Raw genomic sequence first — 18577 nt, forward strand, 5'->3', positions numbered from 1 at the left:
AAAACCATCGATCGGTATTTTTATATCAACTTTTTTTTTTGCTCACCAAGGACGACTCTATCTTTGCTAATGATCTGTTTGCTTTCATCAAAAAAAACTAACATTACAATTACTTCATCACCATCTTCAATATTTATTTGAGTACTGGATAATTTTCTAAATTCCCCAGCGTTCAAAGTAAACATACCTTCTTGAGCATTATTAGTTTGATTATTACTTTTACTATTTTTTTTAATAACAGTTAATTTATAGCTAGCACTTTTTAAAATATCTGAACTGTTCTCTGCTGTTCCTATAAGAATAGTATTTCCTTCCATGTTCTTAATTTCAATTTTAGCCTTAACCTCATCTTGAGTTACTTGTGCGTAACTTAGATTGATAAAGAATAAAAAAAGTAAAAAACACTTAATTTTAAACATGACGCTATTTTAAATTGACTACTATAACTGTTGATCCATTTCCACTTTGTGATATTTTCATGTCTTTGGAAAGTGAATTGGCCCCAAAAGAGTGAATATTTTGATTGTTTCCTGTTTGCATAAACTCCATAGAAACTGAATGTCGAGAATAACCACCGATATCAAAAACGTTGTTATTATCTCCTTTTTGCATTATTTTCTGTTGTACCGTAAAGGCTTCCTTTGAAACTATAATACTATTGTTATTCCCTTGTTGATCTAAACTTATTTCTGTACTCCTTGCTATAACATCAACATTTGAACTATTAAAATTTCCAATTTGCTGTATAAAAATTCCATTAGTATTGCGAACAGTCCCTTTGATTTTTTCTGATTGATTGGACAAAATCAATTGTTTCTCAGCTTTACTAAAATTATCTTCTAAACCAAACTGGTTTTGAGCATAAAACTTAAACTGAAAAAGAAAAAATAATGCGATACATAAAATTAAATTTTTCATGTTGGAAAATTTTTAAAAAAAAACTGGATGAATTGCAGTATGCACAATTCATCCAGTTAAAATAATTCTTAATTAGATTGAAGCACTAAAGCCATATTTCCTGTTCCATTTTGGAAAGTCGCGCTAATATGTCCTGTACCTGTTTGGCCTGTGCCAGACATATTGCCGTTTCCAATTTGCAACGATCTTGAGAAATTACCGTCTCCAAATTGACTTGTAGCAGCTAAGTTACTTTTACCATATTGATACGTCTTAGTGTCGTTTCCATTACCTTCTTGCCAACTCAAAGATTCATTAAATTGTCCACCTTGACTAGTGTAGGCTTTGTTATCATCACCAATTTGCATTTGTGCTGCCAAATTTGATCCGTGTGGTGCAAAAGGTACAGCAACTGAACCTACTGCAGATATATTAATTGATCCAAAATCAGCGGCTGCAGGCAAATCATTCCCAAAAGTACCTTGGTCTACAGCTGCATAGTTGTTATTTCCATCTTGTGCTTGTAAAGCTTGATCACTTCCTAAAGATCCAGCTTGGTCTTGCCAAATTATTGCTTTGTTCCCATCTCCTACTTGCAATTGAGCTGCAAAATTATTAAGGTTAGATTGTGAGATAAAGGCATCATTATTTTCGCCAAGTTGAATTTGACTAGATGTATTACTATCACCACTTTGAACAGATAAAGCAACATTACTCAAGCCCATTTGATCTTGAACTGCATCATGATTTGTACCAAACTGCTGTACAGTGGCAGTATTACTATTGCCTACTTGCTTTTGCCATGAAGTATTGTCATCACCAGTTTGAGTGGCCTTTGCAGTATTTCCAGCTGATTGATTAGGTCCAGAGCTTTGATCTTGCGTTGCTGCATTTCCATCACCAGTTTGTGTTACTGTTGCCATATTATTATCAAATCGTTGCTTTTGACTAGAAGTATTCATATCTCCTGTTTGAGATGTTGATGCAATATTATCCTCAGCATTACCTACTCCTTGATCGATTTTTGCCTTATTCTTGTCACCCAATTGCATTACAGACCCTAAATTACGATCGCCTGCTTGTTTAACATCTGATTTGTTTTTCTTACCTGTTTGCGCTACCTGAGCATCATTTTCATGTCCACCATCAACGAAATTAGACCCTAATTGATTAACTTTTGAATCATTTGCGCTTCCAGTTTGTGTTACTACTACATTATTACCTGTACCTACTGAACTAACTCCACTAGTGTTTGCTTGTGAAAATCCGAGAACTGAAACAAGCATCGCAGAGACGCTTAAAATTACTTTTTTCATGATAAATATATTTAATTGGTTATTAATACAAATTGTTATGTAGGTCATTTAAAAAAAAGTAATTTGGGCTTTTACTTTTCTAAAAAAGCGGCTTTAATTTGTTAAAAATTTAAACCTTGTTTATTTTGATGTGTCAAATATAATATGGTTTTTACGGATTTTAAAAATATAAAATACAGTATTTTAGGGATTTACATAACTTTTCGACAAAGTGCAAAACTACTCCGATAAACTACATTTTGCAAAATAAAACAAGTAGGTAAAATAGCGTTAATTATTCATGCTTTAAAACAAAAAAAGGGAACCTAATAATAGGCTCCCTTAAAGTATTTAATACTCTAATATTACTTAGTAAACAATAATTCTCTGTATTTAGTTAAAGTCCATAACTCATTATCAACTAACAATTCTAGTTTATCACAGTGGTTACGAATCTCTTCAAAATAAGGTTTTACTTTATTACAGTAAGCCTCAGCCATTTCTTGAGCATCTGTTAACTTGTTCGCTACTTTTCTCTCGTTGGTCATCAAAGCCACTTTAGAATTAATTCCTTCAATATGACCTGAAATTTGTTTGATCAAAATAATTTGTTCCTTGGCTACATTTTCAAAATCAGAACCAAAAATATCTTTTAATCCTTTAACATTCTCTATTAAAGTATTTTGGTAACGAATAGCTGTTGGTATTACGTGATTTTTAGAAATATCTCCCAATACACGTCCTTCAATTTGGATTTTCTTAGTGTACTCTTCCAATTCGATTTCATAACGAGCCTCAACTTCCACGTGATTCATAATTGCTAACTCGCTAAACAAATCTAAAGCTTTTTTAGAGGCTCTAGCTTTTAAAGCTTCTGGAGTAGTTTTGAAGTTACTCAATCCTCTTTTTGCTGCTTCATTGGCCCATGCTTCGCTATATCCGTCTCCTTCAAATAAGATTTTCTTAGATTGTTTGATGTATTCTCTCAATACATTAAAGATAGCATCATCTTTTTTCATATCATTAGCTTCAATCAAAGCATCTACTTCTACTTTAAAGTCTTTCAACTGTTTGGCTACGATAGCATTCAAAGTAGTCATTGCGTTAGAACAGTTAGCAGAAGAACCAACTGCTCTGAACTCAAATTTATTTCCAGTAAAGGCAAATGGAGAAGTTCTGTTTCTATCTGTATTATCTAAAAGTACGTCTGGAATTTTACCAACAACGTTCAATTTTAAGTCTGTTTTTTCTTCAGGAGATAATTTTCCAGCAGTTACGCCTTCTAATTCCGCCAAAACTTTTGTCAATTGCTCTCCAATAAAAACAGAGATAATTGCTGGTGGCGCCTCATTTGCTCCAAGTCTGTGATCATTACTTGCTGTAGCAATAGATGCTCTTAATAACTCTTCATAATCATTTACTGCTTTAATCGTATTAATGAAGAAAGTCAAGAACTGTAAATTACTCATTGGCGTTTTACTTGGGCTTAACAAATTCACCCCTGTATCTGTAGCTAATGACCAGTTGTTATGTTTTCCAGAACCATTAACTCCTTTGAATGGTTTTTCATGTAACAACACTTTAAAATCATGTCTTTCAGCTACTTTACCCATAACATCCATTAGCAAACAGTTGTGGTCTACTGCTAAGTTCGTTTCTTCAAAAATAGGCGCTAACTCAAACTGGTTTGGTGCTACTTCATTATGACGTGTTTTTACTGGAATTCCAAGCAACATACATTCTTGTTCCAAATCTCTCATGTACGTTAAAGCACGTGAAGGAATTGAACCAAAATAATGGTCATCTAATTGCTGTCCTTTTGCAGAAGTATGCCCTAGTAAAGTTCTACCAGTCATCATCAAATCAGGACGAGAATTAGCTAAAGAGCTATCAATCAAAAAGTATTCTTGCTCCCATCCTAAAGTAGCAGTTACTTTCTTTACGTTCTTGTCAAAATATTTACATACTTCCGTTGCAGCCTCATCCATCGCCGATAATGCTCTTAATAATGGAATTTTATTATCTAAAGCTTCGCCAGTATAGGAAATAAAAACAGTTGGAATACATAAAGTAGTCCCATAAATAAAAGCTGGAGATGTTGGATCCCAAGCGGTATATCCTCTTGCTTCAAAAGTATTTCTAATCCCTCCATTTGGGAAACTTGATGCATCTGGCTCTTGTTGAACCAATTGTGCTCCACCAAATTTCTCTACAGAATCGCTACCATCGTATGACGTTTCAAAAAAAGCATCGTGTTTCTCTGCAGTTGTACCTGTTAATGGTTGAAACCAGTGCGTATAATGCGTCACCCCTTTAGACAAAGCCCACTCTTTCATACCCATTGCTATATAATCAGCAATTTTTCTGTCGATTTTGGTTCCGTGCATTACAGCTCCTTTTACTGCTTTATAAGCGTCTGAAGTCAAATATTGCTTCATCGCTTTATCATTAAACACATTGGAACCAAAAAGAGTTGATTTTCTATCGGTTTCTTCAAATTTAACTGGCTTTCTTGTAGATGCTTCTTTTAAAGCTTGAAAACGTAATGTAGACATAAAAGATTGTTTTTTATTTATTAAACCCCTAAAATTTAATGCAAATATAAAACTTTTATCATTCTACATGAATTTTACCTCTACATTTTATAGGGCTCAATACAAAAAATAAGAATTTAATAATTTATTGTTACAAATCTATCAACTCCATAATTATCCCTGTATTAATATCTATATTTTTACATTTTAACCAAGTTGTTTTTGGAGGTCAAATAAAAATATAAAATATTTTTCTAAAAATTTTACTAGTATCAACTCTTCAACTACATTTGTCTCAAATAAAACAATAATATATGATAGTTTGGGGATTTTTCATTGTAATGATTATGGGGGTTTTAGCACTTGATTTAGGTGTTTTCAATAAAAACCCCCATATAATAAGTACTAAAGAAGCAAGTAAATGGACTTTAATTTGGTTCACGCTATCCATGCTTTTTTCTGGTGTAATTTATTGGCTGTACAACAATAACTTAATAGACAATCCAACTCAACTAAAACCCACGGTAGCTACTATGAAATTTATCACGGGCTACCTGATAGAGTTATCTTTGAGTGTGGACAATATATTTGTAATTGCCATTATTTTCGCTGCTTTCAAAATCCCACAAAAATACCAACATCGTGTCCTCTTTTGGGGTATCTTGGGTGCCATCGTTTTTAGAGGGTTAATGATTTTCTTTGGTGTGATGATCATCAATAAATTTGCTTGGACCACCTATTTATTCGGTGGATTTTTACTATTTACTGCCATCAAAATGCTTTTTGCTGGCGAAGATGATGAATTTGAACCTAAAAATTCTTTTGTATACAAAACCCTTGGCAAAATCATTCCTCTTACTTCACATACTGACAGAGAGCATTTCTTTATTAAAATAAAAGATAAAAATCATGCTACTCCACTTTTTGTGGCGTTGATCGTTATTGAAGTTATGGATGTTTTATTTGCAGTGGATAGTGTTCCAGCCATATTAGCCATTACCTCAGATCCTTTTTTGGTATTTAGCTCCAATATTTTTGCAATTTTAGGATTACGTTCGATGTATTTCTTTTTAGCCAATATGTTGGCAAAATTTAGTTATTTGGAATACAGCTTAATTGCAATTTTAAGTTTTGTGGGACTGAAAATGTTACTGCATGATTATATAGAAGTCCCCGAATGGGCTTCGTTAGGATTTATTGTACTTTCATTAGGAACCGGAATTCTTGTTTCGTTAAAACTCAACAAAGAAGAGGAAATCATTGATTAAAACAAAAAAAAAGCGGTGTCTCTTACAACACCGCTTTTTTTATTGGAACACCTATCCAAGTTATAATTGAATCTGTTTTACTTTACCATCATTTAAATTTAAGGCTTTTATAACTGAGAAATAATCATTGGAATTCAAATTTCTTGAAAAAGCAGCTGGTACAATAACAATTCTAAATGTTTGATTTCTTAAAAACTCAGGCGTTAGTGCTAAATTATAATTGCCACCTGCATAAATTGTAAAATCTTCTCTACTAAAATCAAAATCATAATCTAGCTCGCCTTGAGAAGTATATAGCGTTCTTGGGATGGATTGCCATATAGGCGTTGAACCATTAACCGTTCCCGTTAACCTATAAACCAAAATGACATCAGACGGAAAAATTTGTGGCGATAGTTTCTGATAAATATTATATCCATCAGTTGCATTAAAATCAAAATTTACGTTTCTAAGTTCAAAAACCTCTCCAATTGTATCAGAATCAAAGTCATCATCAGATGAACATCCTGAAAATGCTATCATTCCAATAACAGCAATTAATGTAATTATTCTTTTCATTTTTATTATTTTTTTAAGTTATTAAGTGTGCAATTCAAAAACCGAACCATTTTTTGTGTTATTAAAAAAATATTATTTTCTCGACATAATTTTACTAAAAAACAAGAGATGATACGGCAGGGCATTTTCCCAATACACCCAAGTATGTGCACCTGCTCGCTCTATATAATCATGCGCTACTTTATTATAAACTAATTGTCGGTGTAATTCCCTGTTAGACTCAATCAAAAAATCATCTACGCCACAATCCATTATTAAAGGTATTTGATTGGCCTTTATCGCATCGATCATTCTTAAAACAGCGTGTTTTTCGTATAATTTTCTATTATTACTTTCCTCCCCAAAAACAGGTTGCATCAATTCAATTACTTGAGCAGATGACTGTCTATCGAGCATAACACTCATATCCACGGCACCACTCATACTACCGGCTGCACAAAACAATTCAGGATGTTTTGCGGATAAATATAACGCTCCATGTCCACCCATAGACAAACCTGTAATAGCACGTGCCCGTTTATCAGTAATAGTTCTGTAGGAGGCATCAACTGCTCCTATCACTTCTTTGGTTATAAAGGTTTCAAACTGACTCCCTTTGTTTATCGGGCTATCCAAATAAAAACTATATTTCTCCCCTTCGGGCATCACAATAATCAAGTCATATTGATCGGCCAAATTTTTTACTAAATTCTTGCTTGGTGTATTTTTTAACCAATCACTAAAATGTCCGTAAGCACCATGTAACAAGTACAAAACGGGATAAGAAATTTTACTTTTGGCATAAGAATTTGGAAGTACGACTGCAGTTTTGAAATTCTTATTCATCGCAATACTATTCACCATAATCGTATCTACTTTGGCAGAAAAAACGGGAATAGTCATTAAAAAGAAAAATAATAAAACAAAAATTTTGAACCTATTCATAAGTACTAGTATAACTTTATTGGCCAATTTACAAAACTTACCCTTTACTTTGTATTAAAAAAAGAATAAACTACTTAATGATTGTTTCAATCCATTACGATATTGAGAGGCGCTACAGCCCGTATAAGCTTTAAAAGATTTATTAAAATGACTAAAATTATTAAATCCGCTTTCAAAACATACATCATTAATGCTCATGGGTTTTTCTGTTAAGAGTTTACAAGCATGAACAATGCGGTACTCATTTACAAAAGTGGTAAAAGTCTTATTGGTAATCTTCTTAAAATAACGACAAAAAGAAGGAATTGTCATACTGACCAATTCTGCCACTTCTTCTAAAGTAATCGGCTCTTGAAAATGATCTTTAACATGATTAAAAACAACATTTATTCGATCATTATCCTGAACTTGTAATTCTAAAGAAAAACCCTCAGCGTTCAAAATGGAGTTTTCTGTTGAATTACTCATATCATAAAGCACACTCCACAACATTTGCAAACGCTCAAATGGATCAAGAGCATTCATTTGTCCGACCTTTTCTCCAATTCGCAATTTTGCTTCACCGCTAAAAGCAATACCAGCCTTGGCTTGTTGCAGTAAATTAGAAACTTTACTCATTTCTGGAATCTTAAAAAAATCATCCCCTAAAAAATCAGGATGAAATTGAATCACAGTTTCGGACTTATTTCCTGTCTGAGCATTTGTAAAACCACAGTGCGGCAAATGACTTCCAATTAAAATTAGATCACCCTCGGTAAAATAAGAAAGATGACTCCCTATTTGGCGTTTTCCTGAACCACCATGTACATAAACAATTTCAATCTCGGGATGATGATGCCACACATGTGACTTACTATTTGTGTTTTCATCAAATTGAAGAATCGTAAATGAACTCCCGTAAGAGGGCGCAATAACTTCTAAAGCAACTTCCATTTTTTTCATAAAACATAGATTTTACTTGACCTACCAAAGCTACATAAAAGATAATCAATATTATCAAAATTAACATAAATCGTTTTCTAAAATGACAATATAGCATAGATATTAGAAAAAAAAAGTTGTTTTCGTCTTGCATAAACTTCAATAATTTTGCCAAATAAATTATTAATTACAACAATTACAAAATAAAATCTATGAAATCAATTCAAAAATTAAGCTTAATCGCAATATTCTTATTAGCCAATTTAAATTCATATACCATTGATGGTGAATTTTTCCTAAATGTAAAAAACACTAAAGGAAACGAAATTAGTTTTTCAATGAATGGAATTGAAAAAGCTTTAATTGCTATTTACGACGCCGAAAATGAATTGGTTTACTCTGAAAATGCAAAAGGACAAAATGGTATCATCAAACATTACGATCTTGCTGATTTACCAATGGGAACTTACACTTTAGTGGTAACTACTGCACTTAAAGAAGTAAAACACGAAATCAAAGTAAATAGTGGTAATTCTGTTTTAAACAGAAGAGCTTATTTAGAAGTTTACAAAAATTCATTCAAAAATAACTCGCTGGTTTCAAAATAATAAGGTCAAGAAACTAGAATTTATACTTTTTTTTTTAAAAGCTGTCTTGATGGACAGCTTTTTTTATGCCACAATAAAACATAAAACAGATTAGTAAAATTCATTTTAATCCATTAATAGATCATAATGACAAAATAGCATATGTATCAGAAAAAATAGTTGTGATATCAGGAACTAATAAAATTAATTTTGTAAGACAAATAACAACCAAACTAAAACCAAATAGCATGAAATCTATCTCAACTTTTTTATTCGCTGTATTTTTATTCGCCTTCAGTATTAAAACGTACGCCATTGAAGGCGATTTTATTCTTACTGTCAAAAAAAGACAGGGAAATGAAATTCATTTTATATTAAATGGTAAACAAAAAATAAAGATTTCCATTGTTGATGCCGCTAACAAAGAATTATTCTCAGAACAGGCTATTGGCGAAAAAGGAATTACAAAAACCTATAATCTTGATGAATTTCCAGAAGGCCAATATTATTTAATTGTATCTAGTGATCTTAAATCGGTAAAGCACAAAATAACCATTACTCAATCCAATTCACAATTGAGTAAAAATCCAATCGTAGAAGTATACCTAAACAAGGCAGACAAAAAAAAATTATTTACAGTGCAATAAATTTGTATTATCCATTTTCACACTAAGAAGACCATCCTAAGCGGTCTTCTTTTTTTTTAGTATTGAGCATTCCTTTTACTTTACCATAAAAAGACTTGCTGATACCCTTCAATACTGTTCTTTTTACAGAATAAAACAAAAAATAACATTTACAACTCGTTTCAGAATATAGTAAAAGATTAGCTCACCAACTATTCATTAGGATTTTTCGAATAACCATATACTTTTGAAACTTCTTAACACCACTAATTAGTTTCACCCATTTCATCTGTTTTGCAAACACACTATGTTCTCCGCTACTGCTACACTAACAAATTCGAAAAAATCAAAGCATTTATTTATACAAAAACAGATTAAAAACTAAAATTATATTATTATCATAAAAAAAGCCAATTTTTCAATTTTTATACGTTACAAAAATTCTTTAGATGATAAAAAAAACAATAAAAATCATTTTTCAATACACATTTCATATCTAGAACCTATACTATATTAACTAAAACATATGCTAAATTACCAAAAACAACACTACTACGTTTTCGAAAGGTTAAAATAACAACTAAATTAGAAAATCCTGTTGTGTTTGAATAAAACATGTTCAAGTAATTTAGCACCAGAAATTCTAACTAACAACTTAAAACAAACATTATGAAAACATTCTCAAAATTAGGTTTAGTAGCAGTATTTGCCCTAGCAAGTTTAAACACTTACGCAATTGAAGGAGATTTTTTACTGAATGTAAAAAAAAGAACTGGAAACGAAATTAGTTTTTCTCTTAATGGCCAACAAAATGTTATAATTTCGATTTATGATCAAGAAAACAATCTATTGTTTACTGAAAAAGCATCAGGAAAAAATGGAATCATAAAAAACTACAATCTAGAAGAATTTCCACAAGGAAAATACTATTTAGTAGTTGAAAACAAACTAAAATCAGTAAAGCATGAAATCGCTATTGATAAAAAAGAATTAGTAGTCAACAGAAAAGCTATCGCTGAAGTTTTTAAAAACAATGCACAAAAAATTGTAGCTACAATCAACAAATAAAACACAAACAACAAAATAAGAGCCGACTCCAAAAGTCGGCTTTTTGTTTATAATGGAACTACAACTCCAAACTCAATATTTTTAGTATTAAAACCTGCATTCGATTGCTTTAATCCTGCATTAGAAACATGCCTATAACTGGGACGAATATCAATAATAAAATGCTTTAACTCTAGAGTATACCCAAGCGCTAGAATATCACAAAAAGCAAAACCTTTAGACAAGCGTTCGGTCTCGGTATCCGTAAGCATAGGACTTATGCTTCCTAAAACGTAAATAGCACTTCGTTTACTGATCTTTTTTTGAACCGTCATTCCTAAATGCAAAACACCTTCGTTAATGGTTTTTAATTGCATAAAAGCGTCTCGTTTGGCTTCATAATTTGGCGTTTCAGGTTTTACAAAATAAAAATTCAGCAATTGATGAGAAGCGTGATTGTATTCTGGGCCAAAGAAAAAAGAAAAATCAATTCCCTTGTAAGTCCCCCATTTTTTATAAAACAACACTTTATAACTGGAATTGGTATACGTATAATCGGTGTTTTTAAAAGCATTTCCTGTTCCATAAGAAAAACCTACTTTCCAACTATCATTACTCGATTGACACCATATAAGATTACTACAAAGGAGAAATAAAAAAAGAAATAAATAATCGCATGCACTTAATTGAGTTAAATAAAAAAGCATTCCTATGACTCTAGGAATGCTTTCAAAAGTAAACTAAAAATTTGTATTATTTAGGAATGGATTTAAATCCCATATTGAACAAAGTAAACGCCTGAATATCGGCAGCTTCTTCAATTGTCTTAGACACTGGTTTTCCAGCGCCATGTCCCGCATTGGTCTCAATACGAATCAAAACGGGGTTACTGCCTGTTTGTTTTTCTTGTAATTCAGCAGCAAATTTAAAACTGTGCGCCGGAACTACACGATCATCATGATCTCCAGTGGTTACTAATGTAGCAGGATATTTTACTCCTGATTTTACATTATGCACTGGCGAATAGCCTTTTAAATAGGCAAACATTTCTTTAGAATCTTCAGCTGTGCCATAGTCGTACGCCCAACCTGCACCAGCAGTAAATGTATGATAACGCAACATATCCAAAACACCAACCGCAGGAAGTGCAACCTTCATCAAGTCGGGTCTTTGTGTCATTACAGCTCCAACCAATAAACCACCGTTAGAACCACCACGAATTGCTAAGAAATCGGATGAAGTATATTTTTGAGCAATTAAATACTCACCCGCCGCAATGAAATCATCAAATACATTTTGTTTTTGCATTTTGGTTCCCGCGTCGTGCCATTTTTTACCGTATTCACCGCCTCCACGCATATTGGCAACAGCATAAATTCCGCCCATTTCTAACCAAACCGCATTGGCAATGCTAAAACTTGGTGTTAAACTCACATTAAATCCACCATAACCATACAAAATAGCTGGATTCTTTCCGTTTAATTGCAATCCTTTCTTATGGGTAATAATCATCGGAACTTTGGTTCCGTCTTTTGAAGTAAAAAATACTTGTTTAGACTCATAATTTTCAGAAACAAAATCAACTTTAGGCTTAACATAAACAGACGACTTACCACTTTCAGGGAAGAAGGTATAAGTGGTTCCTGGTGTAACGTAGTTGGTAAATGAAAAATACAACTCTTTATCTTTGGCTTTGCCTCCAAAACCTGAAGCTGTACCAACACCTGGCAAGGCAATAGTACGGATTAGTTTTCCTTTATAATCAAATTGTTTGACCACAGACACAGCGTCTTTCATATAATTAGCAAAAATATATCCAGCACCAGTCGATGGATTTAATACTTGCTCGGTTTCTGGAATCAAATCTTTCCAGTTTTCAACACCTGGGTTTACTACATCTACAGTAACAATTCTTTTGTTAGGCGCTTTTAAATTGGTAACAATAAACAATGTACTGCCTTCATTATCCAATACATCAACATCATATTCAAATCCTTTATGAATAGCAACAATAGGGCTATTTGTAACAGACAAATCTTTAAAGTACAATTCATTTCCTGAGGTAGAATTAGCCGCAGAAATAAACAAATAACGATTATCATCCGATACATAGCCACCAACATATCTGCGTTTTTCTTGATCTCCAAATAGAATAGCGTCTTCTGCTTGTTTAGTTCCAAGCTTATGAAAGAATAAGCGGTGTTGGTCTGTTTTTGCAGAAAGTTCACTTCCTTTTGGTTTTTCGTAACTAGAATAAAAAATTCCTTCATTCCCTTTCCAAGACAAACCACTAAACTTTACATCCACCAAAGGTTCACCAATGCTCTGCTTCGTTTTAGCATCAATAAAAATAACTTTCCTCCAATCACTTCCCGCTTCTGAGATGGAATAAGCCACTAAAGAACCATCTTTAGAAAAACTCACACCATCCAATGAAGTTGTAGCGTCTTTAGAAAAAGTATTGGGATCTAAAAACAACTCTTCAGTACCTTTAGCATCTTTTCTAAACAATACTGATTGGTTTTGCAATCCATTATTTTTATAATAATACGTATAATCTCCTTCTTTGAAAGGTGCCGATACTTTTTCGTAATTCCAAAGTTTTTCCATACGAGCTTTAATCGTATTTCGAAAAGGAATCGCTGCTAAATAATCGAAGGTCACTTTGTTTTGCTCTTTTACCCATTCGGCAGTCTCGGCTGAACGGTCATCTTCCAACCATCTAAAAGGGTCTGGAATAGAATTACCAAAATAAACATCTACTTTGTCAGTCTTTTTAGTGGCAGGATACTTTATCGCGGATTGCCCATACGAAAGCAAAGAAGAAGAAACAATCATAGTACTTAAAATTACTTTTTTCATATATGTGAAATTAATTTAAAATGGAAGACAATTTGATAAAAATACTTCAAAACAAATCTAATAAATTACCCTCAAAGTAAATATAAAACAAAAGTTATTTTTGGGCGTGCCCCTCCATAAAAATTCCGGGTCGGGCTGTACGTTCCCGCTTCCCGATGAAAAATCGGGAGAGCTCCACTGCCATCCCTCACGCAACTGATCAACAATTCCTATTTTAGTTAACACAACTACAAACCTAATGAGTAAACAAAAAAAGGGCGCATCATACAAGAGGCCACTGAAAAAGTACTTTAAGGAATAAAAGCGATAATTAAAGGAGTAGAAAGCTTAGCTTTCCTGCTCCTTTTTTATTATATTTAGCTGTAATTTTAATATTTTTTAAGTGTTAGTACAGCAACAAACAATACGATTCAGCGAGCATTCTACATTGTATGATTTAATCGTTCCAAAGGAAAATATTTTAAGAAAGATCAATGATTTGATTGATTTTTCCTTTATTTACGACGAGTTATTGAATAAATACTGCGCCGATAATGGGCGTATGGCAGAAAGTCCTGTTCGTATGTTCAAGTATCTGCTTCTTAAAACAATTTATACCGTTTCTGATGTTGATGTAGTAGAGCGTTCGCGTTACGATATGTCCTTTAAATATTTTTTGGACATGAATCCAGAAGACGATGTTATCAATTCTAGTTCGTTGACAAAATTCAGAAGACTGCGTTTAAAAGACACCGATTTATTAAATCTATTGATAAACAAAACGGTAGCCATCGCTATTGAAAAAGGTATCATCCGTTCGAGGTCTATTATCGTTGATGCCACACATACTTTATCAAGATCCAATCCATTTTCAGCTATCGATGTATTGAGAGAACGTTCAAAACTTCTTCGAAAAACAGTATACATCTTTGACGACCAATTCAAAGAACGTATGCCTGAAAAAAATACCGATAATGATTTAGAAAAGGAACTAGCTTATTGCAAAGACTTAGGAAAACGTATCGAAAATGAGCCATCGATAAGTTCAATACCCGCTGTGAAAGAAAAATTAAATCTGCTAAAAGAAACCCTAGAAGATACTCAAGAAAATTTAACGCTATCAAAAGATACCGATGCAAAAATAGGCCATAAATCTGCCGAGAGCTCCTTTTTTGGATACAAGACCCATTTGGCAATGACCCAAGAACGCATCATTACAGCGGCCGTAGTTACATCAGGAGAAAAAGGCGATGGACCGGAATTGCCTAAACTTTTAGAAATTAGTCAAGAAAACGGAATTGATGTTGACACCATTATTGGCGATGCGGCTTATTCTGGAAAAGAAAACCTAAAAATAACAAGTGAACAAAACATTAAAATAGTAGCAAAACTAAATCCATCGATAGCACAAGGATTTAGAAAAGATGAAGATAAATTTGACTACAATAAAGATGCTGATAGGTTTGTTTGCCCAGCAGGACATATGGCAATACGAAAAGCACGAGGGGGAACCAAAGATGTCGGGGCAAATCAAGTAGATACTTATTATTTTGATATCAAAAAATGCAAGTCTTGTCCTTTAAAAGAAGGTTGCTATAAAGATGGAGCCAAAACAAAAACGTATTCGGTATCTATAAAATCAAAATTACATCAAGACCAAATAGATTTTCAAGAAACAGAATATTACAAGGAAAAAGCAAAACATCGATACAAGATAGAGGCTAAAAATAGTGAGTTAAAAAATGTACACGGTTATGACAGAGCACTATCGTACGGTATAGACAATATGCAAATGCAGGGTGCAATGGCTATTTTTACAGTCAATTTAAAAAGAATACTGAAATTAATGTAGCAAATCAGGTCTACTTCCAGATTCATCTAAAATGAACTTAGATAAATCGAAATGTAGCCACAATAAAATCTCAAATAAAATTAATCAAAAAGAGAAAACGCTTATAAAAGGAAGGTAAAATTCCAATTATAAGCGTTTTTTTATTGTCTAAAAACAATGCCTATCAAATTCGACGAGGTTTTTCAGTGGCCTCATCATACAATGCGCCCTTTGTTATCAACAGACTATAACTTAATTGTTCTCGTTATGTCTTTCTTCAATTAATTTTTTATCAGCAATAGAGATAGAATCTACTAATACTGGAGTAGCAATAAATAATGAAGAATATGTTCCTACTACAATACCAATCAACATAGCGAAGATAAATCCTCTAATAGACTCTCCACCAAAGATGAACATGATTAACAATACCACAATCATCGTTAATGACGTATTAATCGTTCTTGACATCGTAGAGTTAATAGAATTATTTACGATTTCAGCAAAATTACCTTTCGTTTTACCATCTAAGAATTCACGTACTCTGTCAAATACAATTACAGTATCATTCATTGAATAACCAATAACTGTTAAGATTGCCGCAATAAAGTGTTGGTCAATTTCCATACCGAATGGCATGAATTTGTAGCATAAAGAATAGATTCCTAATACAAAGATAACGTCATGCGCTACCGCAGCAATAGCTCCTAAACTATATTGCCATTTTCTGAAACTGATTACCAAATACAAACCAACAATAAGCATAGCTCCTAAAACTGCCCAGTATGAATTTGTTTTAATATCTTCTGCTACTGTAGGTCCAACTTTTGAAGCCGAAACCACCCCTACAACTTTACCGTCGTAAGCATTTACAAATTTATCATAAGTAACATCTGCAGAATAATGCTTTTTTAAGGTTTCGTATAAAATTTTGTTTACTTCCTCGTCAGCTTCACTGCCGTTTTCTTCAACCTTATATTTAGTAGTAATCTTCAATTGATTGTCTTTACCAAATATTTTAGCCTCAGCACTTCCAAAAACCTTAGTCAATTCTTCTTTAATTTCCTCAGCTTTTACAGGTTTCTCAAAACGCACTTGGAATGTTCTTCCTCCAACGAAATCAACCCCTTGATCAAAACCATTTGTAGCTATAGAAATAATAGATACCACAGTTACAATAGCTGAGAATGCATAAGACCATTTTTTAATTCCTAAGAAATTAAAGTGGAAATTAGTAAAGAAATTTTTAGAGAAGTTAGTAACGAATGACAAGTCATTTTTACCTGCAATATTTCTATCAATAAAAATTCTAGCAATAAAAATAGAAGTAAACAATGAAGTTACGATACCAATTAATAAGGTAGTAGCAAATCCTTTGATTGGTCCTGATCCAAAAATAAACAATACAGCACCAGTAAGAATATGGGTTACGTTAGCATCTACAATAGAACGCATAGCACCTTTCCAACTGTAAGAAGCAATAACAGCTTCATTCAATGTTTTACCTAAACGTAATTCTTCTTTCGCTCTTTCGTAAATAATGATGTTCGCATCCACTGCTGTACCCATTGTTAAAACGATACCCGCAATACCAGGCAAGGTCAACACCGCACCTAAACTTGCTAAAATTCCGAACAAGAACAACAAGTTAACCGCCAATGCGATATTTGCATACCAACCTGCCTTACCATAATATACCATCATCCAAAGCGAAACTAATAAAAGCCCAACTATTGCAGACATTGTTCCATTATCAATAGCTTCTTGACCTAAAGATGGCCCTACTACTTCTGATTGAACAATATCAGCTGAAGCTGGTAATTTACCTGCTCTTAAAACGTTGGCTAAATCTTTAGTTTCTGTAATATCAAAATTTCCAGAAATCTCAGATCTACCACCAGAAATTGGTCCTGAAGATACTCCAGGTGCAGAATACACCACATTATCTAAAACGATAGCAATATATCCTTTAGTAGTATAAGCTCTTCCCGTTAATTCTTCCCATTCTTTGGCTCCTTTTGAGTTCATTTGCATAGATACTGCAGGTTTACCCATTTGATCAAAGGTATCCATTGCATCCGTAACTACACCACCAGCCATTGAAGGAGCATCATTTCTATTTCCTTTTAAGGCATATAATTCAACCGCATCGATTTTTTTGTCTTTTGCTTTTGCATCAGCAATTGATGTAGGTTTCCCCCAAACAAATTTAGCATAACGCTGATCTCCAGATAATAATACTTTTACATCAGCTCTTTTTAAATATCCATTAACAACAGCAGTGTCTTTTGGAGAAAACATTCCTAAAACAGGCCCGCCACCTTGAGCAATAATTTTATCAAACAAAGGATTTTTGCCTGCTTTTGTAGCAGTTGAATCTTTTTCGTCAGCCAATAAAGCACTTAATGTATCTTTAGCTATTTTTTTAGTTTCAACTTTTGCCACTTCCGTTTTCTTCAAAACATCATTAGCAGCTACTAAGAAATTACCAATTTCTTCAATTTTATAGGTTTCCCAGAATTGTAATTCTGCTTTTCCTTGTAATAATCTTTTGATTCTATCTACATCTTTAGCGCCAGGTAATTCAACAAGAATTCTTCCAGACTCACCTAATTTTTGGATGTTTGGTTGTGTAACGCCAAATTTATCGATACGCTCTCTTAAAACACCAAAAGCACTCTCAACAGATTCATTAACTTTTCTTTTGATTACTTTTTGTACTTGCGCATCTGTCATTTGAAAATCAACACCACCTTCACCTTGCAAGCTTCTGTTGGCGAAAATTTCAGGAGACGCTAATTTTGTAGTACCGTTTGCATTGGCTTCAAAAGCCTCAAAAAAGGCATCCAAATAGGTTTGATTCCCTTTTTGATTTGCAGTTGCATCCGCTAATGACTTATTAAAAACTGGGTTTTTAGAATTATTAGACAAACCTTTCAAGATATCCTTAACTGAAATTTGAAGAATAACATTAATTCCACCTTCTAAGTCAAGACCTTTATTAATTTGTTTGTCTTTAACCTCATTATAGGTAAAATCAGTAAAACCAAGGTTGAATACTTTTTCTTTCCCAATGGAATCTAAATATTTTACTTCTTTGTCAGTGTTTCCACCAGCAAATGATTTTGCATCACTTTGAATCTTATCAGAAACAAATGTGAATGAAAGTTGGTAAATACTTACCAATGCAAATAGAATTGCGAAAAATTTAATTAGTCCTTTATTCTGCATTACTACTAAAAATTAAT

Annotated in this window: 15 protein-coding genes; 5 read left to right on the forward strand and 10 right to left on the reverse strand. The window is 32.9% G+C overall.

Translation table 11 applies throughout. The annotated features are described in order from the left end of the window. Window positions 1-20 precede the first annotated feature (20 nt). The 4 genes from AO58_RS0107630 to AO58_RS0107645 all read right to left on the reverse strand — a co-directional run bounded on the left by AO58_RS0107630 (window position 21) and on the right by AO58_RS0107645 (window position 4747). On the reverse strand, window positions 21-419 hold the full coding sequence (locus AO58_RS0107630) for a hypothetical protein (protein WP_024981143.1): 399 nt from the start codon (window positions 417-419) through the stop codon (window positions 21-23). A gap of 4 nt (window positions 420-423) precedes the next feature. After that, window positions 424-918, reverse strand: a complete 495-nt coding sequence (locus AO58_RS0107635; protein ID WP_024981144.1) for a hypothetical protein — start codon at window positions 916-918, stop codon at window positions 424-426. A 68-nt stretch (window positions 919-986) separates the two neighbouring features. After that, window positions 987-2213 (reverse strand): hypothetical protein, encoded by a 1227-nt coding sequence (locus AO58_RS0107640; protein WP_024981145.1) that lies wholly within the window; start codon window positions 2211-2213, stop codon window positions 987-989. 344 nt (window positions 2214-2557) lie between these two features. After that, entirely contained in the window at window positions 2558-4747 is a 2190-nt protein-coding gene (locus AO58_RS0107645; RefSeq protein WP_024981146.1) for a glutamine synthetase III family protein, read from the reverse strand. A 293-nt stretch (window positions 4748-5040) separates the two neighbouring features. Between AO58_RS0107645 and AO58_RS0107650 the strand changes: the two genes are divergently transcribed. Then, complete coding sequence (locus AO58_RS0107650; protein WP_024981147.1) at window positions 5041-5994, forward strand: TerC family protein; 954 nt, start codon at window positions 5041-5043, stop codon at window positions 5992-5994. Window positions 5995-6054: 60 nt separating this feature from the next. Here the strand turns inward: AO58_RS0107650 and AO58_RS0107655 are convergent, their stop codons facing one another. The 3 genes from AO58_RS0107655 to AO58_RS0107665 all read right to left on the reverse strand — a co-directional run bounded on the left by AO58_RS0107655 (window position 6055) and on the right by AO58_RS0107665 (window position 8418). Next, window positions 6055-6552: a hypothetical protein gene (locus tag AO58_RS0107655; protein WP_024981148.1), complete on the reverse strand. Its 498-nt coding sequence runs from the start codon at window positions 6550-6552 to the stop codon at window positions 6055-6057. A gap of 72 nt (window positions 6553-6624) precedes the next feature. Then, window positions 6625-7476, reverse strand: coding sequence for an alpha/beta hydrolase (locus AO58_RS0107660; protein WP_024981149.1), 852 nt, complete (start codon window positions 7474-7476; stop codon window positions 6625-6627). A gap of 54 nt (window positions 7477-7530) precedes the next feature. Then, the gene (locus tag AO58_RS0107665; RefSeq protein ID WP_024981150.1) at window positions 7531-8418 is read right to left on the reverse strand and encodes an AraC family transcriptional regulator; all 888 of its coding nucleotides are present in this window, start codon (window positions 8416-8418) and stop codon (window positions 7531-7533) included. A 191-nt stretch (window positions 8419-8609) separates the two neighbouring features. On the opposite strand from AO58_RS0107665, the gene AO58_RS0107670 reads away from it, so the two are divergent. From AO58_RS0107670 to AO58_RS0107685, 3 genes are all read left to right on the forward strand, one after another. Beyond that, the gene (locus AO58_RS0107670; RefSeq protein WP_024981151.1) at window positions 8610-9005 is read left to right on the forward strand and encodes a T9SS type A sorting domain-containing protein; all 396 of its coding nucleotides are present in this window, start codon (window positions 8610-8612) and stop codon (window positions 9003-9005) included. Between the two features lie 227 nt (window positions 9006-9232). Continuing rightward, window positions 9233-9631 (forward strand): T9SS type A sorting domain-containing protein, encoded by a 399-nt coding sequence (locus AO58_RS17045; RefSeq protein ID WP_024981152.1) that lies wholly within the window; start codon window positions 9233-9235, stop codon window positions 9629-9631. A gap of 648 nt (window positions 9632-10279) precedes the next feature. Next, window positions 10280-10678 carry a T9SS type A sorting domain-containing protein gene (locus AO58_RS0107685; protein WP_024981153.1) on the forward strand — a complete coding sequence of 133 codons (399 nt, stop codon included), beginning with the start codon at window positions 10280-10282 and terminating at the stop codon, window positions 10676-10678. Window positions 10679-10725: 47 nt separating this feature from the next. Here AO58_RS0107685 and AO58_RS0107690 read toward each other — a convergent pair whose 3' ends face one another. Continuing rightward, window positions 10726-11364, reverse strand: coding sequence for an acyloxyacyl hydrolase (locus AO58_RS0107690; RefSeq protein ID WP_024981154.1), 639 nt, complete (start codon window positions 11362-11364; stop codon window positions 10726-10728). Window positions 11365-11410: 46 nt separating this feature from the next. Continuing rightward, window positions 11411-13519 carry a prolyl oligopeptidase family serine peptidase gene (locus AO58_RS0107695; protein ID WP_024981155.1) on the reverse strand — a complete coding sequence of 703 codons (2109 nt, stop codon included), beginning with the start codon at window positions 13517-13519 and terminating at the stop codon, window positions 11411-11413. Window positions 13520-13901: 382 nt separating this feature from the next. On the opposite strand from AO58_RS0107695, the gene AO58_RS0107700 reads away from it, so the two are divergent. Continuing rightward, on the forward strand, window positions 13902-15350 hold the full coding sequence (locus tag AO58_RS0107700; protein WP_024981156.1) for an IS1182 family transposase: 1449 nt from the start codon (window positions 13902-13904) through the stop codon (window positions 15348-15350). 231 nt (window positions 15351-15581) lie between these two features. On the opposite strand, the gene secDF is transcribed toward AO58_RS0107700, so the two are convergent. Further along, complete coding sequence (gene secDF / locus AO58_RS0107705) at window positions 15582-18560, reverse strand: protein translocase subunit SecDF (RefSeq protein WP_024981157.1); 2979 nt, start codon at window positions 18558-18560, stop codon at window positions 15582-15584. Window positions 18561-18577: the final 17 nt, after the last annotated feature.

This window comes from Flavobacterium succinicans LMG 10402 (assembly GCF_000611675.1).
Taxonomy (GTDB): domain Bacteria; phylum Bacteroidota; class Bacteroidia; order Flavobacteriales; family Flavobacteriaceae; genus Flavobacterium; species Flavobacterium succinicans.